Here is a 25,139-nt window from a genome sequence, read left to right as displayed (position 1 = left end):
GCCTCGCTCCCTTCGTCGTTCGCCCTTACACCTATACTTGGACCGGCCGAAGGAAAGCGTTTCCGCGCAGGTCAGGCGAGGGTCGGGCGGCGCGGCTGGAAGAGCCACGCGTCGAAGAGCGGGTCGAGGTCCTTGCCGGACAGCCGCTCGGCCAGGTCGACGAACTGCCGCGTGGTGACGTTGCCGTAGCGGTGTTCGGCGGTCCAGGTCTTGAGCAGCTTGAAGAACACCGGGTCGCCGACCGCCTTGCGCAGGGCGTGCAGCGCCATGCCGCCGCGGGTGTAGACCGACTCGTTGAACAGGTCACCGGGCTTGGCCCGGCCCGGCGGGTAGGCCCACATCGGGTCTTTTGCGTCGCGGTTGTAGAAGTCCTTGAAGGTGGCGTCGGCGGTCTTCTTGCCCCGGTGCTCCGACCACAGCCACTCGGCGTACGTCGCGAACCCCTCGTTGAGCCACAGGTCCTTCCACCGCTTGATGGTCAGGCTGTCGCCGAACCACTGGTGGGCCAGCTCGTGGGCGATGATGCCCTCGTCGGGGTCGAAGCCGCCGTAGAGGGGCTTGGTCTGGTTCTCCAGGGCGTAGCCGGCCGAGTAGTCGTCGACCACGGCGCCGGTCGAGGAGAACGGGTAGGGGCCGAAGACCGTGCTCCAGTAGTCGGTGATCTCGCCCGAGACGTCGTAGACGTGGTTGAGGCTGGTCTTGAACTTCGGGTCGACGGCCGCGTACGTCGGGATGCCGCCCGGCGAGCGGCCCTGGCGCACCTCGAACCTGCCGATCGTGGCCGTGGCGAGGTAGGTGGCCATCGGGTGCCGCTCGCTCCACCGGAAGGTGGTGCGGCCGCCCGCGGTGGACGGCGCCGCGCTCTGCTCGCCGTTGGCCACGACGGTCAGGCCGGCGGGCACGGTGACCGTGAAGTCGAAGGTGGCCTTGTCGGCCGGGTGGTCGTTGCTGGGGAACCAGGTCTTGGAGCCGTTGGGCTCGGAGGCCACGAACGCGCCGTCGCCGGTGGGGATGAACCCGTACGTGCCCAGGTTGGCGGTGTCCTTGGCCGGTGTGGGGACGCCCGAGTAGGAGATCTCGGCGGTGAACGGCGAGCCGGCGACGAGGGGCGCGGCCGGGGTCACGGTCAGCTCGCCGCCCTTGCGGGAGAAGCGGGCGGGCGTGCCGTCGACCTTGACCTTGGCGACGTCGAGGCCGGTGAGGTCGAGGTTGAAGCTCGACAGGTCCTGGGTGGCCTTGGCGCGGATCTTCGTCAGGCCGGCCAGCCGCTTGCCGGCCGGGGTGTAGTCGACGGTCAGCGAGTAGTGGGCGACGTCGTAGCCGCCGTTGCCGTCCTGGGGGAAGTCGGTGTCGCCGATGCCCGGCGCGCCCGCGTGCCGACCGGTGGCCGCGTGAGGCGGCGGCTCGTCGGTGGGCGCGCAGGCGAGCACGCTGATCAGGGCCACCAGCACGGCTGCCCCGCGTCTTCTGATTCGCATACGTGAACGCGCCCCCTTCAACCCGTGACCGGAATCTTACGCTGGGTCACGCGTCCTCGACGACTCGTCACCGTGGAGGGAGGCAAGGCGAAGGCGCCGGCGGCTGCCTGCCGCCGGCGCCTCATCAGCCCAGAAACTGGTGGTGGTCCCATAAAATCCACATGACCACCACTAAGTCGGGACAAACTAAAGGTTGCCCCTGCGTTCCTGCTCGCGCTCGATCGCCTCGAACAGGGCCTTGAAGTTGCCCTTGCCGAACCCGAGCGAGCCGTGCCGCTCGATCAGCTCGAAGAAGACCGTGGGGCGGTCCTGCACCGGCTGGGTGAAGATCTGCAGCAGGTAGCCGTCCTCGTCCCGGTCGACCAGGATCTTGCGCTTCTTCAGCTCCTCGATCGGCGCCCTGACCTGCCCGATGCGCTCGCGCAGCTCGGGGTCGTCGTAGTAGGAGTCGGGCGTGTCGAGGAACTGCACGCCCGCCGCGCGCATGTGGTCGACGGTGGTGAGGATGTCGTTGGTGGCGAGGGCGATGTGCTGCACGCCGGGGCCGCCGTAGAACTCCAGGTACTCGTCGATCTGCGACTTCTTGCGGCTGATCGCCGGCTCGTTCAGCGGGAACTTGACCTTCCGCGTGCCGTCGGCCACGACCTTGGACATCAGCGCCGAGTACTCGGTCGCGATGTCGTCGCCGACGAACTCGGCCATGTTCGTGAAGCCCATCACCTTGCGGTAGAACTCCACCCACTCGTCCATCTTGCCCAGCTCCACGTTGCCGACGCAGTGGTCGACCGCCTGGAAGAGGCGTCCCGTCTTCGTCGCGGGCGGCGCGACGAGCGGCTCGGCCGGCACGTAACCGGGCAGGTACGCGCCCCCGTAGTTGGACCTGTCCACGAGCGTGTGCCGCGTCTCGCCGTAGGTGGCGATGGCCGCGATCACCACCTTGCCGTGCTCGTCCTCCAGCGTGTACGGCTCCACCAGGCCCGTGGCGCCGTGGGCGACCGCGTAGGCGTACCCGGCCTCCACGTCGGGCACCTGGATGGCCAGGTCGATCACGCCGTCGCCGTGCTCGGCGACGTGCCTGGCCATGTCCGTGCCGGGCCGGACCGAGGCCCTGAACTCGAAAGTGGCGCTGCCCGAGGTCAGGACGTAGGCGACCTCGTCGCGGCTGCCGTTCTCCGGCCCTCGGTAGGCCACCAGTCGCATGCCGAACGCGGTCGAGTAGTAGTGGGCGGCCTGCCGGGCGTTGCCGACGGCGAACACCACGGCATCCATCCCGTTAACCGGAAAGACATCAGTCATACCGACAACTCTCGATTTAGCTGGACGAGTTGTGCAACAGTTACTTGTGCGAGTGCACAATCTGTCCACCTGCCCCCAGTCCGAGTCGGAGAATTTGTACAGCATGACGATCGATGAACTGGACGCCCGTCTGATCTCTCTGCTGACCGCCGAACCCAGGCTGGGCGTGCTCGAATGCTCACGCCGTCTGGGCGTCGCCCGCGGCACCGTCCAGGCCCGGCTCGACCGGCTGGTGGGCAGGGGGGTCATCACCGGGTTCGGGCCCGACGTGTCGCCCGTGGCGCTCGGCTACGACGTGACGGCGTTCGTCACCATGGAGATCAGGCAGGTCTCCGGGCACGACCCGGTCGCCCACCGGCTGGCCCACATCCCCGAGGTGCTGGAGGTGCACACCATCACCGGCGGCGCGGACCTGCTGTGCCGGGTGGTCGCGCGGACGAATGCCGATCTGCAACGCGTCATCGACCAAATCGTGGATGTTCAGGGCGTCCTCAGGACTTCTTCGATCATCGCACTCGACACGCCGGTTCCTTACCGAGTGCTGCCTTTGGTCGCCGATGTTCCACGCCGCGGCGGACGCTAGACGTACCATCGCTTAGGGACGAGGCACCGTTATCGATCGTTTACCCTTGACATTCGCCCAGCTTGCGGGGGTTGGGCGAGGGTGTCTCGAAGGGGGGTCTCGGATGCGGGGCGGTGGTGGAAAAGGCATGCGGAAACGGCGCGTACTCCGAATTGTGTTGATCTCTTTCGGCGCCGGAATCGCCGTGTTCGCCGGGCTTTTCGCTATTGCCTGGGCGATGACTCCCATTCCCGACAGCACGCAGGAATCGGCCACCGCCGAAGGCTCGGTGATCTATTACCGCGACGGCAAGACCGTGCTCGCCAGGCAGGGCGTCGACCGCCGGAACGTCGAGCTGGCCAAGGTGCCCAAGCACGTGCGCGACGCGGTCATCGCGGCCGAGAACCGCTCGTTCTACAACGACGGCGGCGTGTCGCTCAAGGGCACCGCGCGGGCCGTCTGGTCCACCGTCACCGGCCAGCAGCTCCAGGGCGGCTCCACGATCACCCAGCAGCTCGTGCGCAACTACTACAGCGGCCTCAGCCAGGAGCGCTCGGTCACCCGCAAGTTCAAAGAGATCCTCATCGCGATGAAGGTCGACCAGTCCAAGTCGAAGGACTGGGTCCTGGAGCAGTACCTCAACACGATCTACTTCGGCCGCGGCGCCAACGGCGTCCAGTCGGCCGCCCGCGCCTACTTCGGCAAGGACGTCGACAAGCTCACCGTCGCCGAGGGCGCGTACCTGGCGGCGGTCATCCAGCAGCCCAGCCGGTTCGCCGACCCCGAGGGCACCGACCTCGACGCGGCCCGCACCCGGTGGCAGGGCGTGATCAACGCCATGCGCCAGACGGGCGCGCTGTCGGGCCGGCAGGCGGCCGCCGAGCGCTTCCCGGTGCTCAAGGCGCCCAAGAAGCCGTTCGAGCTCAAGGGCCAGGGCCAGTACATGCTCGACCAGGTCACCGCCGAGCTCAACCGGCGCGGCTACTCCGACGAGACCATCAACAGCGGCGGCCTGAAGATCGTCACGACGTTCGACAAGAAGCTCATGGCGGCGGCCGAGCAGGCGGTCAAGGACGTGGTCCCGGCCTCCACGCCGAAGAGCGTCCGCACCGGGCTGGCCGCCGTCGACCCGGCCACCGGCGAGGTCGTCGCCTTCTACGGCGGCCGCCACGACCAGGTCGGCGACTACGACAACGCGTTCTCGGCCAAGCGGATGGCGGGCTCGACGTTCAAGCCGTACACGCTGGCCGCCGCGCTCGACAACGGCTTCGAGCTGTCCACCAGGGTCGACGGCAACTCGCCGCTGCGGGTGGCCTCGGCCGACAAGCCCATCCCCAACGACAGCGGCCGCTCCTACGGCCAGATCAACCTGGTCAGCGCCACCCAGAACTCCGTCAACACGGCCTTCGTCGACCTCGGCCAGAAGGTCGGGCTGAACAAGGTCGCGGCCGTGGCCGAGGCCGCGGGCATCCCCAAGGAGCAGTTGCAGGGGCAGCAGGCGTACGCGACGTTCCCGCTCGGCGTGTCGTCGGTCAGCGCCGTCCAGAACGCCTCGGGGTTCTCCACCTTCGCCAACAAGGGCGTGCACATGGAGGCCCACGTGGTGAAGTCGGTGACCGACAGCAAGGGCGAGAAGAAGTCGGTCCAGCCCACCGCCACGAAGGTGGTGAGCGAGCAGGCCGCCGCCGACACCGTCTACGCGATGCAGCAGGTCGTCAAGTACGGCACCGGCACCGCCGCCCGCCTCTACGACCGTCCGGTCGCCGGCAAGACCGGCACCACCGACGACTCCAAGAACGTCTGGTTCAACGGCTTCGTCCCGCAGCTCGCCGTCGCCGTGAACATGTTCCGCAGCGACGACAAGACCGTCACCATCCCCGGCTACGGCACACAGTTCGGCGGCCAGCTCCCCGCGCAGGTCTGGCGGGCGTTCATGACCGAGGCCATGGCGGGCGAGCCCGTCGAGGAGTTCCCCGAGCCGTCCCAGTACGGCTACGAGTCCTCCTACTCGCCGCCCGACCGCGGCCGCGACGTCCCCGACCACCCGTCCTCGCCGCCCGCCGACCAGAACGAGTGGGACAGCCCCGGCCCCGGCCCCGGCAGCACCGACCAGCCCTTCGGCGACCCGGGGGTCAGCGAGGCCCCCACCGACGAGGGCTTCGGCGACAACGGCAGGACCGGCGGCCGGCAGGACGAACGCCCCCAGGACGCGCCCACCGCGCCCTCCGACCAGCCTCTCGGCACGCCGGACGAGGGCCGCGACACCCAGCGCGACAACAACCTGAGCCGGCCGTCAGGCGCCGGCTAGCTCGGCCCGCAGCTCCTCGACCGTGGTGACCGGCAGCCGGCAGGCGAACCCCCTGCACACGTAGGCGGCCGGCGCGCCCCCGATCGGGCCGCGCCCCTCCAGCAGCGCGGGGAAGGGCTCCCCGCCGGCCTCGCCGTCGCCGGGCGCGACCACCAGGCCCGGCACGTCGGCCAGCAGCGCCTCGCGGTGCAGGGCGGCCGTACGCGGGTCGGCGGGGCTGCCGACGACCGCGACCTCCACGGGCCCGTCGAGCGCCGCGCGGGCCACGGCCAGCCCCCAGCCGGCGAACCTGGCGTGCCGGTCGGCCAGCACCGACACCGTGGCCAGGGCGGCCGCGGCGGCGTCCCGGTACTTCGCAGAGCCGGTCAGCGCGCCGTAGGAGAGCAGGGCCCCCGCGGCCGCGTACTGGCCGGAGGGCGTGGCGTTGTCCGTGGGGTCCTGCGGGCGCTGGAAGAGCCGTTCGGCGTCGTCAGCGGTGTCGTAGAAGCCGCCGGAGCCGTCGGAGAAGCGGTCGAGCACCGTGTCGAGCAGTGCGCCGGCCAGCCGGAGCCATTTCGTCACGCCCGTCACGCCGTAGAGGGAGATCAGCCCCTCCGCCACGTTCGCGTAGTCCTCAAGGACGCCCGCGTTGGCGCCCGCGCGCCCGTCGCGCGAGGTGCGCAGCAGCCGCCCGTCGGCCGTGTGCACGCCTTCGAGCAGCTCGGCCGCCGCCGTGGCGGCCTCGACCAGGTCGGGGCGTTCGAACACGACGCCGGCCTCCGCGATCGCCGCGATCGCCAGGCCGTTCCAGGAGGCCACGACCTTGTCGTCGCGGCCCGGCCGCACCCGCAGCTCCCTGGCCGCCAGCAGCCTGCCGCGCACCCCGGCGTACCGGACGTGGTCCTCGGGGTCGCGCGGGAGCTGGAGCACCGACGTGCCGTGCTCGAACGTGCCGGTGACGTCGAAGAGCGCGGCGGCCCAGCGCCCGTCGTCGTCGCCGAGGACCTCGCGCAGCTCCTCGGGCGTCCAGACGTAGAACTTGCCCTCCACGCCCTCGCTGTCGGCGTCGAGGGCCGAGGCGAAGCCGCCCTCGGGCGTACGCAGCTCGCGCAGCATCCAGCCGGCCGTCTCCAGCGCCACCCGGCGGGCCAGGTCGCCGCCGCCCGCCTTCCACCAGTGGGTGTACACCCGCAGCAGGAGGGCGTTGTCGTAGAGCATCTTCTCGAAGTGCGGGACCACCCACTCGGCGTCGACGCTGTACCGCGCGAAACCGCCGCCGAGCTGGTCGTAGATGCCGCCGCGGGCCATGGACTCCAAGGTCCGGCCGCTCATCTCGCGCTCGCCGGAGCGCAGCAGGAACTCCAGCGCCATCGACGGCGGGAACTTCGGCGCGCCGCCGAACCCGCCGTTGACCGGGTCGAACGACTCCCGCAGGTTGGCGACGGCCCGCTCCAGCGTCTCCGCCTCGGGCGTGGCGCCGCGCGGGAACGCGGTGTTCTGGTTGAGCGCCTCGACCACCTTGGCCCCCTGCGCCAGCACCGACTCCCTGTCGCCGGTCCACACGCGGTGGATCTCGGTCAGCAGGCGCCGGAAGTGCGGGCGCGGGAAGTACGTGCCGCAGTAGAACGGATGGCCGTCGGGCGTGGCGAACACCGTCATCGGCCAGCCGCCCTGCTGCGTCATGGCCTGGGTGGCGGTCATGTAGACGGCGTCGACGTCGGGCCGTTCCTCGCGGTCGACCTTGACGTTGACGAAGTGCTCGTTCATCAGGGCGGCCGTCTCGGCGTCCTCGAAGCTCTCGTGGGCCATCACGTGGCACCAGTGACAGGCCGAGTAGCCCACGCTGATCAGCAGCGGCACGTCCCTGCGCCGGGCCTCGGCGAACGCCTCCTCGCCCCACGGGTGCCAGTCGACGGGATTGCCCGCGTGCTGCAGCAGGTACGGGCTCGTGGCGTCGTTCAACCGGTTCATCATGACCTCCCCCGCTCACCCTAGACCGCCCCTCGCGCCTGGCCCGCCACCCCCTGCGGCTGACTCCGGCCGGGCGGACGGCGTAGGTTACGGGCGTGGACATCGACTACGTCTGCGCCCACGCCGACCGCCCGGCGGCCGCCGTCACGCGCAGGGACGTCGCCCGCGCGCTGCTGGCCGTGCCCTCGGGCGTGGCGCTCGTGGCGCTGCCCGACCTGCGACGGGCCATGGTGTCGGCGGGCAACCCGCTCTCGCAGCCGTTCTGGGACTCCGCCAAGGCGACGCTCGGCTCCATCGAGGCGGGCGTGGCCACCGTCGGCGACGTGCAGCGCTGGGTCGAGTCCACCGGCACCGAGCCGATCCTCATGACGCCCAGCTACTTCGTCTGGCCCGAGGAGGACGAGCGCGGTCCCGTCGCGACCGAGATGTTCGGGCGCCTGGTCGCCTTCCTGGAGGAGCGCGTCGAGTCCGGCGAGGTCGACCCCGACGCGCTGGCCCTGGGCGACCACGCCGCCCGCCGGGCGTACGAGGAGCTCCAGGAGCACTGGCTGGCCACGCCGCTGCCCGACGGCCGGGTGCCGGGCTTCGCGGTGAGTGACGAGCAGGACGAGGAGCTGTTCGCCGCGCTCGACGAGGAGGAGGCTTTCGCGCTGTCGGAGCTGCGGCGCATCGTCGGCGAGCTGCCCAAGGCCCCCGAGCTGCCCCTGGTCGAGCTGGAGCTGGCCGCCGCGCGCCTGCGCACGCTGCTGGGCCTGCCCGGCTACCCCGCGAACGTGCTGAGGGCCTGCGCCGGGTTCGACGACAGGCCGATGCCCGACGACGACCGGGAGCTGTGGCTGGCGGTGGCGGCGGGCGTGGCCGGGCCGATCTCCGACCTGCCGGAGGAGGGCGACGTGCCGGAGGAGTTCGCCGACCTGGAAGGGCGGCTCAGCCACGAGGACACCGCCCTGGCCAACCTGTGCGCGATCCAGCACGCCGACTGGCTGGCCGCCGTGGCGGCGCTGGCCCGCCTGGGGCCGGGGGTGCTGGCCTCGCCGGAACGCCTGGCCAGGCTCATCGCCGAGTCGGACGACATCGACTCCGACGAGCAGGACGACGACGACCTCGACGCCACCGAAAGCCTGTTCGCCTCGGTGGTCAGCCTGTGGACCTACCTGGGCATCGTGGACGCCGACGAGGTGCTGACCCCGCTCGGCTGGTGGGGCCTGCCCAAGGCGCTGGAGCGGGCCTGGTCACCCGGCGACTGACGGGTCGCTGTGCTCCTTGAACTCGGGGTGGCGCTCGATGTAGCGGGCCACGTAGGGGCACAGCGGCACGATGCGCAGCCCGGTGTCGACGCTCGCGCGCAACGCGAACTCGACCAGCCTGCCCGCCAGGCCCTGGCCCTCGTAGGCGGGCAGCACCTCGGTGTGCGTGAAGACGATTTTGGTGGGCAGCAGTCGATAGTCGGCGAACCCGGCGACCTTGCCGTCGACGAGCACCTCGAAGCGGCACTCCAACGAGTTGTCGACTACTTCGATCGGCATCTATTCGGCTTTCTTGTCCGTGTCGCCCTCGTGCGGAACCTGGATCTTCGACATCTGCTTGTTCATCGACTTGATCAGGATGTAGAGGGCCAGCCCGATGAGGGCGACGACGGTGAAGCCGAGCAGACCCGGACTGACATCACCAGCTGCGAGAACTGTCACACCTTCAGTCTGCCACCAGCCCGCCATGGTCCGTTCAGTGGCAGGCGGGTGAGACGTCCTCGGCGTGGATGCCGGCGAACAGGTCGTCCTCGGGGAGCCCGGTGTCGACGAGCGAGCGCGCCAGGTGGTAGTCCTCGGTCGGCCAGATCTCCTGCTGCAGCTCGCGCGGGCAGACGAACCAGAAGCCGTCGGGGTCGACCTGGGTGGCGTGCGCGAGCAGGGCCTCGTCGCGGATCTGGAAGTACTCGCCGCACGGCACGCGCGTGGTCACCGGCCACTTGGCGGGCCGGTCCTCCCAGCGGGAGATCCAGTCGGAGTACGGGGAGCCGAGCCCGCGCTCGGTCATGGCCTCGTGCAGCGCCTCGAAACGCTCCTTGGTGAAGCCCATCTGGTAGTAGAGCTTCATCGGCTGCCACGGGTCGCCGGTGCCGGGGTAGCGGTCGGGGTCGCCGGCCGCCTCGAACGCCTCGACGGAGACCTTGTTGGTCATGATGTGGTCGGGGTGCGGGTAGCCGCCGTCGTCGTCGTACGTGATGATCACGTGCGGACGGAACTCGCGCACGGCGGCCACCAGCGGGGCCGAGGCGTCCTCAAGCTTCTGCACGGCGAAGCAGCCCTCGGGCAGCTCTTCCTCCTCGCTCTCCGGCAGGCCGGAGTCGACAAAGCCCATGAAACGCTGCTGGACCCCGAGGATCTCGCGGGCCCGTTCCATCTCGGCCTTGCGCACCTCGCCGATGTTGGCCACGATCTCCGGCCGGTCCATCTTCGGGTTGAGCACGGAACCCCGCTCACCGCCCGTGAGGGTACAGACCAGCACTTCCACGCCTTCGCGCACGTAACGCGCCATCGTGGCGGCGCCCTTGCTCGACTCGTCGTCGGGGTGGGCGTGGACTGCCATCAACCTCAGGGGTGCACTCACGGGCGCGTTCTCCTCACAGGGTCTCCTCGGTGGAGGACCGGTCACTCGTCCAGAGAGGTTAGTTTCTGCTGGGCGGTCGCGAGGGCACGCCCCCCGCGGGCGACAATTGTCTCGGATAACGCTCAGGGAGTGCAGGGAGATTCCGCCATGGTCACCGAAGATGTCGGGAACGGACCCGTTCTCGGCACACCCGACGACTTCCCCGACCGTCCCAGGAGAGGCGGCCGGCTGGTCGTGCATGTCGTGATCGGCGTGCTGGTGGCCATCGTCGCCGGCGGCTGGGGCTGGGTGATGTGGTCGATGACGGCCGGCGGCGGCTCGGAGGCCCCGGCGCAGGTCGTGTCGTTCAGCATCGACGCGCCCGGGCGCGCGGAGATCACCTTCGAGGTCTACAAGCCCGACGATAGAGTGGCCGTCTGCCGGATCAGGGCACTGGACGTCTACCACGCGGAAGTCGGTAGCAAGGAAGTAAGAATCCCGGCTGGTGCGGGTAGTAAGCAGCTCAAGGAGAGCCTCGACACCAGCGGTCAGGCCACTACCGTCCACATCCAGTACTGCAATCTCGTATAGTGAGACATTTGGGGAAGCGTCCGGTCGGTTGAGTTGTTAGCCTTTCGCAATTCAACCATCCGCAACCTCAAGTGATCTCAGGGCCCCCTAGGCAAGCAAGGAGAACCCGTGGCCGACTCTCGCGATGAGAACGTCACATGGCTGACGCAGGAGGCGTACGACCGCCTGAAGGCGGAGTACGAATATCTCTCTGGCCCCGGGCGCGTCGACATCGCCAAGAAGATCGAAGCCGCCCGTGAAGAGGGCGACCTGAAGGAGAACGGCGGCTACCACGCCGCCAAGGACGAGCAGGGCAAGATGGAGGCCCGGATCTTCCACCTCCGCCAGATCCTCGACAACGCCAAGGTGGGCGAGGCCCCCAAGACCGAAGGCGTGGTCGGCCCCGGCATGACCGTGACGATCCGGTTCGTCGGCGACGACGACGAGGTCACCTTCCTGCTCGCCTCCCGCGAGGAGAGCGGCGCTCCGATCGACGTCTACTCGCCCAAGTCGCCCCTCGGCTCGGCGATCAACGGCAAGAAGATCGGTGAGAAGGCGACGTACTCGATGCCCAACGGCCGCCAGAACACCGTCGAGATCCTTGAGGCTGTGCCGTACATCGGCAACTGACCCCCGCAGATCCTGACCGCCGGGCCCACGTCGGCCCGGCGGCGTTTTCGCGTTCGTCCGGAATCGCGCAGGATCTCAGCTTTCTGGTGAAGACGCGGAAGCGGCGGGACTTATCCAGGCTGATCCCCTTCATCGTGGTGATGCTGGTGGCCGTGCTGACCACCGACGTGCTGGTGCTGGTCCAGACGGGCGAGGAGCAGGCCGCGCCGGCCGAGGTGGTGCGGGCGCGGCCGGTTCCGAAGCAGACGCTCATGGCCCAGGCCCGTCCCGACCAGCCGGTGACGCCGCTGGGCAAGCTGCGCAAACCCAACCTCTTCGTGCTCACCCGCAAGCCGTTCACCCAGGAACTGCTGCGCAAGGTCGCCAGGCTGCGCGGCGTACGGGCCCTTGAGCTGGCCGACGCGGCCTCCATCTCGCTCGACGGCAAGCGGGTCCAGACGCTCGCGGTGAACCCGTCCACGTTCCGGGCCTACACCCCCAAGGTGACGGCCTCCTCCGACGCCCTGTGGCAGAACGTGGCCTCCGGCGACGTGGCGGTCTCGTTCGTGCTCGGCAACGACGGCGGGCTCGCGCTGCACAGCCGTGTGAGCGGGCCGGCCGGGCCGCTGCGGATCGGCGCGTACGCCACCACCGGGTTCGGCGCGGTCGACGCGGTCGTGTCCAAGGAGACCGGGCGACGGCTGCGCCTGCCGCGCGACAACGCGCTCATCGTCAGCGCCCCCGGCACGAACTCCGACGCGTTACGCAGGGCCATCCTCGCCGCGATGCCCAAGGGCACGCAGGTGGCCACCGTCAACCCCGTCCAGCCGCGGGCCAGGATCGACACCCCGAAGAGCTGGCCGTCCGGGTCGTTCATGACCGTGGAGCAGCTCACGGCGGCGCTGAAGGCCGCTGTGTCCAAGCTGGGCCGGCCGTATGTGTGGGGGGCCGAGGGGCCGAACACGTTCGACTGCTCGGGGCTGGTGCAGTGGGCGTACGGGCAGGCGGGCGTACGGATGCCGCGGGTGACGCACCAGCAGTGGGTGGCCGGGCCGCAGGTGCCGCTGGCCCAGGCGCAACCCGGCGATCTGATCTTCTGGCGCAACGACCCGACGAACCCGGCCTACATCTCGCATGTGGCGATCTACTGGGGCAACGGGAAGGTGCTGCAGGCGCCCCGCACCGGTGACGTCGTCAAGATCTCCCCGCTGAGCACGCGGAACCTGGCCGGCGTCGTCCGGGTCAGCCCGGTCGTGGCCGCCCGCGTGCGCTGAGCCCACCCTTGAGCGAAATCCGGAGTTCCGCTCGTGCATTTCGCGCGCAACTGTGTAATCGTGATTACATGTCAACAGATGAGATGGGCGCACAGGTCCGCGGCTGGTTCACCGGCCGGCTCCCCGACGGGTGGTTCACCGGGGCCCCCGAGATCGTCCGCGACCGCGAGGAGATCGCGGTGCTCGGCACGCTGCCCGATCCGCCCGCCGACACCCCCGAGGCCGAGCGGCTCGCCCTCATCGAAGGGCTGGCCCGCAGGTTCCGTGAGGAGACCCGCGAGCGGCGCATCGAGATCGCCCGCGAGGCCGAGCGCCGCTTCCGCCAGAAGGTCTCCTGGGGCGTGCGGTGCGGGGGAGAGACTGTGATGTTCACCACACTTTCCGTCCCCGTCATGACGCGACTGCGTCAGTCGGAGCGTCAGGTGCTCGACACCCTGGTGGCCGCCGGCGTGGCCAGGAGCCGCAGCGACGCGCTGGCCTGGTGCGTCCGCCTGGTCGGCAAGAACACCGACGCCTGGCTGGCCGAGCTGCGCGACGCGCTCCAGCACGTCGACAGAGTGCGCAGCGCGGGTCCCGACGTCAATTCCTGAGAAGACCGGCGTAAACAGCTCGGGAAATTGGACTAAACCACTGCGGTAATTGGTTTAGACCACCGGAATTGGCCTGGACCACCCTCCGGAAATTCCTCTTTTAAATCGCCGAGCCTTGGGTAGGCTCCTCGGATCGTCAGGGCCGCTGCCTGCGACGACGGTCGCGCCAATAGGTCTATGCCAATTGGCCTTCATGCGCCTTCGTCGTTAATGATGTCTGGGCCCTGAGAGAGTGGAGGAGTCACAGTCGTGTCCGTTTCCGTGGAAGTGCCCGCGCCGACGAGCAATCGCGAATTGGTCGCGTGGGTGAACGAGATCGCAGCCCTGACCCAGCCCGACCGGATCGAGTGGTGCGACGGTTCGGAGGAGGAGTGGACGCGCCTGACCAACCTCCTCGTCGAGCAGGGGACGCTCACCCGGCTCGCCGCGCGCCCGAACAGCTTCTACGCCAAGTCCGACCCCAGCGACGTGGCCCGGGTCGAGGACCGCACCTACATCTGCTCCGAGCGCGAGGAGGACGCGGGTCCGACCAACAACTGGATCGCTCCAGCGCAGATGCGGAAGACCTTCTCCGAGCTCTTCGCGGGCTGCATGCGCGGACGCACCATGTACGTCGTCCCGTTCTGCATGGGCCCGCTCGGCGGCGAGATCTCGCAGCTCGGCGTCGAGATCACCGACTCCGCGTACGTGGCCGTGTCGATGCGGATCATGACCCGCATGGGCGAACGGGCCCTGCGCCTGATCGAGCAGCGGGGCGGCTTCGTCAAGGCCGTCCACTCCGTCGGCGCCCCGCTGCGGCCGGGGCAGTCCGACGTGGCCTGGCCGTGCAGCTCCACCAAGTACATCAGCCACTTCCCCGAGACCCGCGAGATCTGGTCCTACGGCTCCGGCTACGGCGGCAACGCCCTGCTCGGCAAGAAGTGCTACGCGCTGCGCATCGCCAGCGTCATGGCCCGCGACGAGGGCTGGCTGGCCGAGCACATGCTCATCCTCAAGCTCACACCGCCCACCGGCGAGACCCGCTACGTCGCGGCCGCCTTCCCGAGCGCGTGCGGGAAGACGAACCTCGCCATGCTCCAGCCCACGATCCCGGGCTGGAAGGTCGAGACGATCGGCGACGACATCGCCTGGATGCGCTTCGGCGACGACGGCCGCCTGCACGCCATCAACCCGGAGGCCGGCTTCTTCGGCGTCGCGCCCGGCACCGGCCAGGTGACCAACGCCAACGCGATCAAGACCCTCTGGGGCAACAGCATCTTCACCAACGTCGCCCTGACCGACGACGGGGACGTGTGGTGGGAGGGGCTCACCGAGGAGCCTCCGGCGCACCTGACCGACTGGAAGGGCCGCTCCTGGACGCCCGACAGCGACGAGCCCGCCGCCCACCCGAACGCCCGCTTCACCACCCCCGCCTCCCAGTGCCCGACCATCGCACCGGAGTGGCAGGACCCCAAGGGCGTGCCCATCTCGGCGATCCTGTTCGGCGGCCGCCGCGCCACGGCCGTGCCGCTGGTCACGGAGTCGCTGAGCTGGGAGCACGGCGTCTTCCTCGGAGCCAACGTCGCCTCCGAGAAGACCGCCGCGGCCGAGGGCAAGGTGGGCGAGCTGCGCTACGACCCGTTCGCCATGCTGCCGTTCTGCGGCTACAACATGGGCGACTACTTCGGCCACTGGCTCGACATCGGCCGGGTCAAGGGCGCGAAGCTGCCGCGCATCTACTACGTCAACTGGTTCAGGAAGAACGACGAGGGCAGGTTCATCTGGCCCGGCTTCGGCGAGAACAGCCGCGTGCTCAAGTGGATCGTCGACCGCCTCAACGGCGAGGCCGGGGCGAACCCCACGGCGATCGGCCTGCTGCCCGCCGAGCTCGACACCGAGGGCCTCGACCTGGCCGAGGAGGACCTGCGCACGCTGCTGTCGGTCGACCGCGACGTGTGGCGCGAGGAGGCGGCCCTGATCCCGGCCCACTTCGAGAAGTTCGGCGACCGCCTGCCGAAGCAGTTGTGGGACGAGTACGACGCCCTGCTCGACCGGCTCGGCTGAGCGGGCGCCCGCGGTGCGGCGGTGCTGGCCGCCGCACCGCGCGCGGGCGTCCTGATCGCCCGGAACCTTTATGCCTTCCTTATACGTCTTCCCGGTACGCGGCCCGACGGGTCGCACGAGGGGAGGGCGTATGGATCTGTTCCTTCTCATCCTCGCGGTGGCGCTGGCGGTGACGGCGGGCGTCACCGTTCTGGCGGTCCGGCGTGAGCATGCCGCCATCCGGGGCGCGGCTTCCGAACCCCGCCTGCGCGATCTCGGCCCCTACGAGCTGGCCTTCATGGCGGGCGGTTCGCGGCGCGTCGCCGAGGCCGCCGTCGGGCTGCTGGCCGCGTCGGGGGCCGTACGCGTGTCCCGCGACGGACGGGTGCACCAGGTGGCCGGCGCCCGGAGCACCGGCGAGCCGGTCGAGGACGCCGTCCTGGACGAGGTCCAGCGCTCCCCCGGAGGCTGGGCCAGCACGATCAGGCACAGCGTGAGCCAGAGCGCCACCCTGGACGAGCTCCGGCACCGGCTGGGCAGGATCGGCGCGATCCACCCCACCGGCTCCTTCACCCAGGTCGACCGGCTGATCGTCCGGTTACGGGTGCTGGCGGTGCTGGCCCTCGCCGGGGCGGCCGTGGAGGCGCTGTCGGTGGCCGTCGAGGGCACGTCCGCGCTTCCCCTGGCCGCGCTCGGCGTCCTGGCCGGGACGGTCGTGGTCGCGCCGACCGCCATCGCCGGACACAGGCGCTCGTTCCCGACCGACCTGACCGCTTCCGGGCAGGCCGCGCTCGACCGGGCCAAGCTGGACCACCCGCCGGGCACGTCCGGCGGCCCGGTGGCCGTCGCGCTGTACGGCCTCGGCGAGCTGAACGACGCCAACCTGACCCTGGCGATCAACGGTTCCCCCGACCTGACGCTGCTGCCCGGACGGCGGCGCAGCGGCTCGGGCGGCCACGTCCAGTCGCAGAGCTCCGGCGGGCACGGCGGTGGTTGCGGCACCCCGGGATGCGGTGGCGGGAGCGGCTGCGGAGGCGGCGGCTGCGGAGGCGGCGGCTGTGGCGGCGGGGGGAGCTGACATGCCGGACCTGGGGGTGGGCATCGGCTGGCGGCCGGAGCTCGACCTGACGGTCGAACGGCTGGCGGGCGTCGGGTTCGTCGAGGTGGTCGCCGAGAACATCGACCCCGGCGGCCTGCCCGAGTCGCTGCGCCTGCTGCGTGCCAGGGGCGTGCCGGTGATCCCGCACGGCGTCTCGCTGGGCGTCGGCGGCGCCGAGCGGCCGGACCCGGACCGGCTCGCCCGGCTCGCGGCCTGCGCGCTGGCCCTGGACGCGCCGCTGGTCAGCGAGCACCTGGCGTTCGTCCGCGGGGGCGGCGTGGAGGCGGGGCACCTGCTTCCCGTGCCGCGTACGCGGGAGTCGCTGGAGATCGTCGTGGAGAACGTGCGGCTGGCCCAGGAGGCGCTGCCCGTGCCGCTGGCGCTGGAGAACGTGGCCGCGATCTTCGGCTGGCCGGACGACGAGCTGACCGAGGCCCGGTTCCTGGCCGAGGTCGTGGAACGTACGGGGGTCGGGCTGCTGGTGGACGTGGCCAATCTGTACACCAACCAGGTCAACCTGGGACTGTCGGCCGTGGACGCGCTGGACACGCTGCCGCTGGCGCATCTGGCGTACGTGCACGTGGCCGGCGGTCACGAGCACCACGGGATCTGGCACGACACGCATGCCGCGGCCGTGCCGCCGCCGGTGCTGGACCTGCTGGCCGAGCTGTGCGCCCGGACCACGCCGCCCGGCGTCCTGCTGGAGTGGGACGACGACTACCCGAGCGACGCCGTGCTGGCCGGGGAGCTGGCGCGGATCCGGGCCGCGACGGTCCGGGCCGGGCAGCCCGTGGGCGGACGAGATGAGTGAGCAGGCGCGGGCGCGGCTGGCGCAGGCCCAGGGCCGGGTCGTCGCGAGCCTGGTGGCCGGGGCGGACCCGCCCGAGGGCTTCGACGCCGGACGGCTCCGGGTGCAGGCGGCCGCCCTGATGGCCAAGCGGCGCGGCGTGGTGGCCAGGCTCCGCCCGGACGCCGCCCGTGCCGCGGGGCCCGCCCTGGCCGCGGAGTTCGCCGCCTACGCGGCCGCCCGCGCCGTCCCGCCGCCCGGTTACCGGGCCGACGCCGACGACTTCGCCGCCTGGCTGCGCGCCCGCGGTCTCCTGCCGGACGGGAAACCCCGTCTGTGGAGCCGCCTGTTCCGCCGGGATCGCGGCTAAGCTGCTCGTAGCAAGCGCTTGGGAGGCGGTACGGCGTGCGGATCGTCAACATGGGCGACTGGCCCCTCGGCGAGCAGGACGAGCAGCTCCACGAGCCGGGCGACGACCCGCTGTGGAACGAGTCCTACTACCTCGACTTCGTCTCCGACGATGGCGAGCTGGGCGGATACGTTCGCATCGGGCTCTATCCGAACTGGAAACGCACCTGGTTCTGGGTCCGGCTCGTCCGGCGCGGCGGCGGCCTGGTGGAGATCACCGACCACGAGGCCCCGCCGACCGGCCTGGCGATGGCCTCCGGCTCCTACGAGGCGGACCTGGCCGCGACCGACCCCCTCCGGACCGCACGGCTGCGCCTGACCGCCCCGGACCTGGCGCTCGACCTCGAATGGCACACCCGCGGCGGCGTGTACGGCTACCAGCTCACCCCCCGCTACGAGGTCCCCTGCGAGGTGACCGGGACGGTCGACGGCCGGCCCTTCCACGGCCACGGCGAACGCGACCACAGCTGGGGCGTCAGGGACTGGTGGTCGATCTCCTGGACGTGGAGCAGCGGCCGCCTCGCCGACGGCACCCACCTGCACGGCACGCAGGTCAACCTGGGCATGCCGCTGCCGTGGCCGGCGTTCACGGTGCCGCCCGGCGGCGAGATCGAGCATGCCGGGGGCTTCACGGCCGGCACCCGGTTCGACGGCGACCGTCCGGCGGAGACGCTGCTGAGCTTCCCCGGCCGTGCGGTGACCGTGCGGCCGGTCGCGTTCGCCCCGGTGACCCTGGTGTCGCCCGAGGGGGCGGTGGCCGAGTTCCCGAGGGCGATGTGCGAGCTGGAGTCCGACGACGGCGTCACCGGCTTCGGGTGGACGGAGTGGCACCAGCCGCCGGGCTGGCGTGAGCACGGCTGGCACCCCTTGCTCTGAAATATCCAGACATCCTAGGTTTGGGGGGTGATTGTCGATGCGCACCAGCATTTCTGGGACCTCGAAACCGGCGACTATCCCTGGCTCACCCCCGAGGCGGGCGTGCTCTACCGGACCTACGCGCCGCACGACCTGGCTCCCGAGCTGGAGCGGGCCGGCGTGGACCGTACGGTGCTGGTGCAGGCCGCCGACTCCTGCGCCGAGACCGACGCCCTGCTGGCCCTGGCCGACGCCCACGACTTCGTCGGCGCGGTGGTCGGATGGATCCCGCTGCTCCGCCCGGACGAGGCCGCCGAGGCCATCGCTCGGTACGCCGGGAATGCGAAGTTCCGTGGCGTCCGGCACCTGATCCACGAGGAGCCCGACCCCGACTGGCTGGTCCGCGACGAGGTGCTGGAGTCGCTCGGCCTGCTCGCGGCGGCCGGGCTGACGTTCGACGTGGTCTCGCTCCTGCCCCGGCACCTCGACCACGTGGTCACGCTGGCCGGGCGGCATCCGTCCCTGAGGATCGTCGTCGACCACCTGTCCAAGCCGCGCATCAGGGACCACGAGTGGGAGCCGTGGGCCGGTGGGCTGGCCCGCGCGGCCCGCTTCCCCAACGTGTACGCCAAGGTCTCCGGCCTGGTCACCGAGGCCGACCACCGGAACTGGACGGTGGAGGACCTGCGGCCGTACGTGGAGCACGCCGTCGAGCTGTTCGGCCCGGAGCGCCTGATGGCCGGGAGCGACTGGCCGGTGGCCCTGCAGGCGGCCGACTACCGGACGGTCTGGGAGGTCACCGGCGCGCTGCTCGGCGGAACCGATCGGGACCTGGTCCTCGGGGACACAGCCAGAGGTTTCTACGGGTTTAGCTGAGTTAGGGCCGGAAACGGGGAAGGGCGTGGGGGGACTACGCTGTGTCGATGGGTCATACCTGACTGTCACGCCCGTCGCGTGCACGGACACCGTCGGCACGCCGTACGAGATCACCCTTGAGCTCCATCGCGACGGCACGCCGTACGGCAGCGTGGGGGAGCGGTGCGGCTGGCTGCTCGCGCGCCTGGCGCGCGGGGTCGACGAGGCGCGGCAGGGAAGGGGGGCGGCCAGGCGGTGGAACGACCCCGACGACCGCTTCCCCGACGAGGAGCCGGAGAGCGAGCTGTTCTCCTTCCGCTACCGCACCCGGTCGGGGCTGGTGGGCGGCGGCGAGCTGCGCTGCCAGCTGCGCACCATCCCCATCTGGCAGCCCGCGCCCGCCCAGTGGCGGCTGACCCGCCGGGCCTACGTCGAGGCGTGGGGGGCCACCGGCGTGGGCATGCGGGCGGTCCTGACGTCGGCTGAATTGTCCGAGTTTGTCCGTGAACTGGTCCATGAGGCCGAAGGGTGCCTCGGCGGAAGAGATCTCGCCAGGAATCCGATTGCGGGAGCAGGCACGGGCGAAACGCGGTGATAATTGCCTGTTGGGTCATTCGACCAAAGGCACAGCACCGCTGGGGAGGCACTCCGTGGGCCTGCGCGACCTGGTCTACCGGCTGTACGAACACAGGCTGGAGACCAAGCTGTCCAAGGACAGCGTTCCCCGGCATGTCGGGGTCATCATCGACGGCAACCGCCGCTGGGCGCGCGCCATGGGCATGCGCGACGTGGCCACCGGCCACCGCAAGGGCGCGGACAAGATATCGGAGCTGCTCGGCTGGTGCCGCGAGACGGGCGTCGAGGTCGTCACCGTCTGGATGTTGTCCAACGACAACCTCAACCGGCCGCGCGAGGAGCTGGAGCCGCTGCTGCACATCATCGAGGACGTGGTCCAGGAGCTCGTGGACGCGGGCTGGCGGATCAGCCCGGTGGGCGCGCTGGACCTCCTCCCGGCCCGGACGGCCAATGTCCTAAAAAACGCAAAAGAAGCGTCATCACACCGTCCGGGCCTGATTGTGAACGTTGCAGTTGGGTATGGAGGAAGACGTGAGATTGCCGATGCGGTGCGCTCACTCCTCCAGGAGCATGCGAGTAAGGGCGCCAGCATCGAGGACCTCGTGGAGGTCCTCGATGTCGAACACATCGCGGAGCATCTCTACACTCGCGGCCAACCCGACCCGGACCTCCTCATCCGTACGTCGGGCGAGCAGCGTCTGTCCGGATTCATGTTGTGGCAGAGCGCTCACTCAGAGTTCTACTTCCATGAGGCTTACTGGCCGGACTTCCGCAGGGTCGATTTCCTGCGGGCGCTGCGCGATTACGCTGCGAGACACCGGCGTTACGGTTCTTGATGCGACATTCGGGTATCCAGGACGTAACGTTGGAAGTGTCCGGCCACAGGCCGGGCATCCCGGAGAGGGCCCGCCTTTGCACCGAAATCTGCTGAGGGGGGCCGGAGTCCGGCTCCGCCGGCAGGTTGCGGTCGGGGACGCGGGTCCGGTCCGGTTCCCACCTCGTCTGCAGGGTGCCCGCACCTATGGGCGCCCGGGGGAGAACGTGTGGCAGTGTCCTCGAGCAACCCTACTCACCAGCCGGCCAAGCGCACGTACGTGCTCGACACCTCGGTGTTGCTGGCCGACCCGGCGGCATTGACGCGCTTCGCCGAGCACGACGTCGTCCTTCCCATCGTGGTCATCACGGAGCTGGAAGGTAAGCGGCACCATCCCGAGCTCGGCTACTTCGCGAGGAAAGCCCTGCGCTACCTCGACGACCTGCGGGTTCAGCACGGCAGGCTCGACGAGCCGATGCCGACTGGGGATGGAACGATCAGGGTTGAGCTCAACCACAGCGATCCGTCCATCCTGCCCGTCGGGTTCCGCCTGGGCGACAACGACACGCGCATCCTGACCGTCGCGCGCTCGCTCGCGGCCGAGGGCTGCGACGTCGTCCTCGTCTCCAAAGACCTGCCCATGCGGGTCAAGGCGGCCTCGATCGGCCTGGTGGCCGAGGAGTACCGCGCCGAGCTGGTCGTCGAGTCCGGCTGGACCGGGATGGCCGAGCTGCAGGTGACGGCCGAGGACGTCGAGACGCTCTTCGACAAGGGCGTGGCCGACCTGGAGGAGGGCCGTGAACTGCCGGCGCACACCGGCCTGCGGCTGCTGTCGGCCAAGGGATCGGCGCTCGGCAGGGTGGCGCCGGACAAGTCCGTACGCCTGGTCCGCGGCGACCGCGAGGTCTTCGGCCTGCACGGCCGCTCGGCCGAGCAGCGCATTGCGCTGGACCTGCTGATGGACCCCGAGATCGGGATCGTCTCGCTGGGCGGCAGGGCCGGCACCGGCAAGTCGGCGCTGGCGCTCTGCGCCGGTCTGGAGGCGGTCCTGGAGCGCCGCCAGCACCGCAAGGTGGTCGTCTTCCGCCCCCTGTACGCCGTCGGCGGCCAGGAGCTCGGCTACCTGCCGGGCACCGAGGGCGAGAAGATGGGCCCGTGGGCGCAGGCGGTCTACGACACGCTCGGCGCGATCACCTCGCCCGAGGTGATCGACGAGGTGCTCGACCGGGGCATGCTGGAGGTGCTCCCGCTCACGCACATCCGCGGCCGGTCGCTGCACGACGCGTTCGTGATCGTGGACGAGGCCCAGTCGCTGGAGCGCGGGGTGCTGCTCACGGTGCTGAGCCGGATCGGCGCCAACTCCCGGGTGGTGCTCACGCACGACGTCGCCCAGCGCGACAACCTGCGGGTCGGCCGGCACGACGGCGTGGTGGCGGTGGTGGAGAAGCTGAAGGGCCACCCGCTCTTCGCGCACGTCACGCTCACCAGGTCCGAGCGGTCCCCGATCGCCGCCCTGGTGACGGAGATGCTGGAGGACATCACGATGTGAGGCGCGGCGGGCCTACTTGAGCTCGCCGCAGGTGTACGGCCGTCCCTCCGCCTTGGAGGGGCGGCCGTCGTTCTCCCGGACGATCTTGACCTGCTCGAACGCGGCGTCCTGCTGCGCGGCGTCCTGCTGCGCGGTGCAGACGATCTGGGCCTTGCCGAGCCTGCTCAGCGGCCGGTCGCCCTTGAAGTAGACGGTCAGCGTGGACGTGCGCGGGAGCTGCTTCTCGTCGCGCTGGACGGGGTCGAGCGAGTCCTTCATGCCGACGTACTCCAGGCCGCGCAGCTCGGTGGTGCGGTCGCCGAGCGGCCGGTCGGAGGCGGCGAACAGGGCGCCGAGCAGGCTCCCCACGGTGTCGGTCTCGACGTCGGCGGGTTCGAGCGTGAGCTCCTTGTTCCTGATCAGGAAGATGGTCTTCGAGGGCGGCGGCAGCTTGATGGTGGGCGCGGCGCCCTTGGTCTGGACGTCGGTCGGCGAGATGCCGCAGGCGGCCGCGGCCAGCAGGGCGAGAACGGCCGGCAGGGCCCGGTGCGCTCTCATTGGTGCGGCAGCCAGACCGTGAACAGGGTGCCCGGCTGCTGGGCCCGTACGGAGATCGTGCCGCCGTGCAGGTGCACGTTGGCGCGGGCGATGGCCAGGCCGAGGCCGCTGCCCTGGCTGCGGGCCCGGCCCGCGCCCGCCTTGAAGAACCTGTCGAAGACGTGGGGCAGCGCCTCGGCGGGGATGCCCTTGCCATGATCGCGCACCTTCACCTCCAGGCCGTTCTCGGTGCCTCTCGCGGTGACCTCCACCGGGGGCAGGCCGTGCTTGAGCGCGTTGCCGACCAGGTTGGCCACGATGACGTCGAACCTCCTCGGATCGAGGTTGACGGTCAACCCCTGCGAGGCGGTCACCTCCACCTCGTCGCTCCAGCCGCGCACCTCCAGGCAGTCGAGGAGGGCGTCGGCGACGTTCACGGGCTCCACGTTGAGCGTCGCGGTGCCGGCGTCGAACCTGCTGACCTCGATCAGGTGCTCGACCAGCTCGCGCAGGCGGCCGATCTCGCGCAGCACCAGCCGTACGGCCTCGGCGGGCGCGTCGGGCAGCCGGCCGGCCTCCTCCGAGAGCATGTCGGCCACGGCCGTCATGGCGGTGAGCGGCGTGCGCAGCTCGTGCGAGACGTCGGCCACGAACCTGCGGGACATGGCCTCCAGCGAGCGCAGCTCCGACACGCTCAGCTCCAGCGCCGCCGCGGCGTCGTTGAACCTGGAGGTCAGCTCGGCCAGCTCGTCCTGGCCGTGCACCGGCAGGCGGGTGTCCAGCCGGCCCTGGCCGAGCGCCTGGGCGGCCGCGCTGAGCCGCCGTACGGGCAGCAGCACCTGCCGGGCCGACAGCAGCGCCACCACCAGCGCGATCAGCACGATGACCGCGCCGCCCTGGGTGAGCGTGTTGCGCAGCGTGGCGAGCTGGCTCTCCTCGTCGTGCAGCGGGAAGAAGACGAACGCGCGCAGCCCGGTCGGCTCGGGGGCGGTGCCGGTCTCGTACCGGTGGACCTCGGCGCCGACGACGAGCCACAGCTCGTTGCCGATCACCTTGCGCTGGGTGACGACGTTCTGCTTGGCCCGGCCGTACAGCTCGTTGGGGACGTCCTTCATGGTCATCGGGCCGTCGGCGGACAGCAGGTTGCCGTACTCGACCAGGACGCTGCGGCCGGGGCTGGACAGCGTGCGGACGACCTGGTCGAGCTCCTTCATGGACGGCGCCGCCTCGCCCGGCCTGAGCTGGCCGACCGGGAAGGTGATCCGGCCGAGCTCCCGGGTCACCAGGTCGAGCGACGTGGTCTCGGCCCTGGTCACGAGCGCGGTCTTGGCCAGCTCGAAGCCGATGGTGGCGACCAGCACCGACGCGGTGACCGCGACGAGGGTGAACGTGATGACCAGGCGCGCCCGCAGCCCGGTGGGCAGCGGGATCACGGAGGGCTGAACCGGTAGCCGAACCCGCGCACGGTGTGGATGAAGACGGGCTCGGCCGGCCTCGGCTCGATCTTGGCGCGGACGCGCTGGACGCAGGCGTCCACCAGCCGCGAGTCGGCGACGTGCGTGTGGTCCCAGACGACCCGCAGCAGGTAGCGGCGGTTGAGCACCTGCCCGGGGTGGCGGACGAGCTCCAGCAGCAGCCGCAGCTCGGTCGGCGTCAGGTGGATCTCCTTGCTGGCCAGCGTGACCTTGAGCGCCCCCCGGTCGATCACGAGGTCGCCGAAGGTGATGCGGTCGGAGGTGGCGGACTCGGCCCGGCGCAGGATGGCCCGGATGCGGGCGTCGAGCACCCGCGGCTCGACCGGCTTGACCACGTAGTCGTCGGCTCCCGCCTCCAGGCCGACCACGACGTCCAGGTCGTCGCCGCGGGCGGTGAGCAGGATGACGGGGAGCTGGTCGAGCTTGCGGATGCGGCGGCAGACCTCCACGCCGTCGATGCCGGGGAGCATGACGTCGAGGATCGCGATCTCGGGGCGGCGGGCGCGGATGTGGTCCAGAGCCTCCTCGCCCGTCGCATAGGACGTGACGGAATGTCCCTGCCGCGTCAACGCCAGCTCCAGAGCTGTGCGGACGGAGGGATCGTCTTCTACAAGGAGGATGCCGGCCACGCGCACATTATTATTCCATGTCCCCTATACCCGGGTTGTGTCATCAAACTGTGACCCGGTCCGGATCAGATCCCGAAGATGGGGCGGAACCCTGAAAGCGGCCTCCCTTCGGTGCGGGCGCTCGAAGGGAGGCGCGCCACCTCTGTGACGAAACTCACAATTTTTCGTGAAAAAGGTTGTTACCTGCTGGTTGGCCAAGAGAACGTCAACCGAATCCCGCGTTCCGGTTGCGGACCACCCCCCATGACAGGGCAAGCTCATGGATCGTGAGCCCCGGTCCGCAGTTGAGTGAGCGCCCCCCGAAGGATGACCTTCGCTCGGCGCGCCGCCG

The 25,139-nt window shown here is 70.4% G+C and carries 25 protein-coding genes; 16 read left to right on the top strand and 9 right to left on the bottom strand.

Going from position 1 to position 25,139, the window contains the following annotated elements:
• Positions 1–71: 71 nt before the first annotated feature.
• Together AB0J97_RS36675 and hppD are read right to left on the bottom strand one after the other, a co-directional pair.
• Positions 72–1,478, bottom strand: a complete 1,407-nt coding sequence (locus AB0J97_RS36675; protein WP_364097581.1) for a M1 family metallopeptidase — start codon at positions 1,476–1,478, stop codon at positions 72–74.
• 186 nt (positions 1,479–1,664) lie between these two features.
• Positions 1,665–2,747 carry a 4-hydroxyphenylpyruvate dioxygenase gene (gene hppD, locus AB0J97_RS36670; protein WP_357704035.1) on the bottom strand — a complete coding sequence of 361 codons (1,083 nt, stop codon included), beginning with the start codon at positions 2,745–2,747 and terminating at the stop codon, positions 1,665–1,667.
• 130 nt (positions 2,748–2,877) lie between these two features.
• Between hppD and AB0J97_RS36665 the strand changes: the two genes are divergently transcribed.
• Both AB0J97_RS36665 and AB0J97_RS36660 read left to right on the top strand, forming a co-directional pair.
• On the top strand, positions 2,878–3,357 hold the full coding sequence (locus tag AB0J97_RS36665) for an Lrp/AsnC family transcriptional regulator (RefSeq protein ID WP_357704037.1): 480 nt from the start codon (positions 2,878–2,880) through the stop codon (positions 3,355–3,357).
• A gap of 217 nt (positions 3,358–3,574) precedes the next feature.
• Positions 3,575–5,644, top strand: a complete 2,070-nt coding sequence (locus tag AB0J97_RS36660) for a transglycosylase domain-containing protein (RefSeq protein WP_357704039.1) — start codon at positions 3,575–3,577, stop codon at positions 5,642–5,644.
• Here the strand turns inward: AB0J97_RS36660 and AB0J97_RS36655 are convergent.
• On the bottom strand, positions 5,630–7,597 hold the full coding sequence (locus AB0J97_RS36655) for a thioredoxin domain-containing protein (protein WP_364097576.1): 1,968 nt from the start codon (positions 7,595–7,597) through the stop codon (positions 5,630–5,632). The genes AB0J97_RS36660 and AB0J97_RS36655 overlap by 15 nt on opposite strands.
• 92 nt (positions 7,598–7,689) lie before the next feature.
• On the opposite strand from AB0J97_RS36655, the gene AB0J97_RS36650 reads away from it, so the two are divergent.
• Complete coding sequence (locus tag AB0J97_RS36650; protein ID WP_364097573.1) at positions 7,690–8,841, top strand: hypothetical protein; 1,152 nt, start codon at positions 7,690–7,692, stop codon at positions 8,839–8,841.
• On the opposite strand, the gene AB0J97_RS36645 is transcribed toward AB0J97_RS36650, so the two are convergent.
• Genes AB0J97_RS36645 through mca form a run of 3 tightly spaced genes read right to left on the bottom strand, consistent with a single transcriptional unit; the run spans position 8,827 to position 10,201 of the window.
• Positions 8,827–9,120 carry a GNAT family N-acetyltransferase gene (locus AB0J97_RS36645; protein WP_357704045.1) on the bottom strand — a complete coding sequence of 98 codons (294 nt, stop codon included), beginning with the start codon at positions 9,118–9,120 and terminating at the stop codon, positions 8,827–8,829. The genes AB0J97_RS36650 and AB0J97_RS36645 overlap by 15 nt on opposite strands.
• Entirely contained in the window at positions 9,121–9,282 is a 162-nt protein-coding gene (locus AB0J97_RS36640; protein WP_352323255.1) for a hypothetical protein, read from the bottom strand. It lies immediately after the preceding gene.
• A 34-nt stretch (positions 9,283–9,316) separates the two neighbouring features.
• A complete protein-coding gene (gene mca, locus AB0J97_RS36635) occupies positions 9,317–10,201 on the bottom strand; it encodes a mycothiol conjugate amidase Mca (RefSeq protein WP_364097568.1) in 885 nt (294 codons plus the stop codon).
• Positions 10,202–10,348: 147 nt separating this feature from the next.
• Between mca and AB0J97_RS36630 the strand changes: the two genes are divergently transcribed.
• The 13 genes from AB0J97_RS36630 to AB0J97_RS36570 all read left to right on the top strand — a co-directional run bounded on the left by AB0J97_RS36630 (position 10,349) and on the right by AB0J97_RS36570 (position 22,188).
• Positions 10,349–10,771, top strand: a complete 423-nt coding sequence (locus AB0J97_RS36630; RefSeq protein WP_357704049.1) for a DUF4307 domain-containing protein — start codon at positions 10,349–10,351, stop codon at positions 10,769–10,771.
• 108 nt (positions 10,772–10,879) lie between these two features.
• Positions 10,880–11,380 (top strand): transcription elongation factor GreA, encoded by a 501-nt coding sequence (gene greA / locus AB0J97_RS36625; RefSeq protein WP_352323258.1) that lies wholly within the window; start codon positions 10,880–10,882, stop codon positions 11,378–11,380.
• An 86-nt stretch (positions 11,381–11,466) separates the two neighbouring features.
• A complete protein-coding gene (locus tag AB0J97_RS36620; RefSeq protein ID WP_357704052.1) occupies positions 11,467–12,633 on the top strand; it encodes a C40 family peptidase in 1,167 nt (388 codons plus the stop codon).
• A 68-nt stretch (positions 12,634–12,701) separates the two neighbouring features.
• Positions 12,702–13,223: a hypothetical protein gene (locus tag AB0J97_RS36615; protein WP_357704054.1), complete on the top strand. Its 522-nt coding sequence runs from the start codon at positions 12,702–12,704 to the stop codon at positions 13,221–13,223.
• 249 nt (positions 13,224–13,472) lie between these two features.
• Positions 13,473–15,266 (top strand): phosphoenolpyruvate carboxykinase (GTP), encoded by a 1,794-nt coding sequence (locus tag AB0J97_RS36610; RefSeq protein WP_364097563.1) that lies wholly within the window; start codon positions 13,473–13,475, stop codon positions 15,264–15,266.
• 130 nt (positions 15,267–15,396) lie between these two features.
• Entirely contained in the window at positions 15,397–16,323 is a 927-nt protein-coding gene (locus AB0J97_RS36605; protein WP_364097560.1) for a TIGR04222 domain-containing membrane protein, read from the top strand.
• Between the two features lies 1 nt (position 16,324).
• Positions 16,325–17,155 carry a DUF692 domain-containing protein gene (locus AB0J97_RS36600; RefSeq protein ID WP_364097557.1) on the top strand — a complete coding sequence of 277 codons (831 nt, stop codon included), beginning with the start codon at positions 16,325–16,327 and terminating at the stop codon, positions 17,153–17,155.
• On the top strand, positions 17,148–17,501 hold the full coding sequence (locus tag AB0J97_RS36595; protein ID WP_364097554.1) for a hypothetical protein: 354 nt from the start codon (positions 17,148–17,150) through the stop codon (positions 17,499–17,501). Before AB0J97_RS36600 ends, AB0J97_RS36595 begins: the two co-directional genes overlap by 8 nt.
• A 35-nt stretch (positions 17,502–17,536) precedes the next feature.
• Positions 17,537–18,415, top strand: a complete 879-nt coding sequence (locus AB0J97_RS36590; RefSeq protein ID WP_357704064.1) for a hypothetical protein — start codon at positions 17,537–17,539, stop codon at positions 18,413–18,415.
• A gap of 27 nt (positions 18,416–18,442) precedes the next feature.
• Positions 18,443–19,270: an amidohydrolase family protein gene (locus AB0J97_RS36585; RefSeq protein WP_364097550.1), complete on the top strand. Its 828-nt coding sequence runs from the start codon at positions 18,443–18,445 to the stop codon at positions 19,268–19,270.
• Between the two features lie 25 nt (positions 19,271–19,295).
• Positions 19,296–19,844, top strand: a complete 549-nt coding sequence (locus tag AB0J97_RS36580; protein WP_357704068.1) for a hypothetical protein — start codon at positions 19,296–19,298, stop codon at positions 19,842–19,844.
• A gap of 55 nt (positions 19,845–19,899) precedes the next feature.
• Positions 19,900–20,661, top strand: a complete 762-nt coding sequence (locus AB0J97_RS36575) for an isoprenyl transferase (protein ID WP_357704070.1) — start codon at positions 19,900–19,902, stop codon at positions 20,659–20,661.
• Between the two features lie 207 nt (positions 20,662–20,868).
• Positions 20,869–22,188, top strand: a complete 1,320-nt coding sequence (locus tag AB0J97_RS36570) for a PhoH family protein (protein WP_357704071.1) — start codon at positions 20,869–20,871, stop codon at positions 22,186–22,188.
• A gap of 12 nt (positions 22,189–22,200) precedes the next feature.
• Here AB0J97_RS36570 and AB0J97_RS36565 read toward each other — a convergent pair whose 3' ends face one another.
• The 3 genes from AB0J97_RS36565 to AB0J97_RS36555 are packed head-to-tail and all read right to left on the bottom strand — an operon-like array spanning position 22,201 to position 24,808.
• Entirely contained in the window at positions 22,201–22,725 is a 525-nt protein-coding gene (locus tag AB0J97_RS36565; protein ID WP_364097545.1) for a hypothetical protein, read from the bottom strand.
• Positions 22,722–24,137, bottom strand: a complete 1,416-nt coding sequence (locus AB0J97_RS36560; protein ID WP_364097542.1) for a HAMP domain-containing sensor histidine kinase — start codon at positions 24,135–24,137, stop codon at positions 22,722–22,724. Before AB0J97_RS36560 ends, AB0J97_RS36565 begins: the two co-directional genes overlap by 4 nt.
• Complete coding sequence (locus tag AB0J97_RS36555; RefSeq protein ID WP_125636689.1) at positions 24,134–24,808, bottom strand: response regulator transcription factor; 675 nt, start codon at positions 24,806–24,808, stop codon at positions 24,134–24,136. Before AB0J97_RS36555 ends, AB0J97_RS36560 begins: the two co-directional genes overlap by 4 nt.
• Positions 24,809–25,139: the final 331 nt, after the last annotated feature.

The sequence above is a fragment of the Nonomuraea sp. NPDC049607 genome, from assembly GCF_040675375.1.
Classification (GTDB): domain Bacteria; phylum Actinomycetota; class Actinomycetes; order Streptosporangiales; family Streptosporangiaceae; genus Nonomuraea.
The sequence above is the reverse complement of the archived record's forward strand: the minus strand, read 5'-3'. Positions and strand labels throughout refer to the sequence as shown.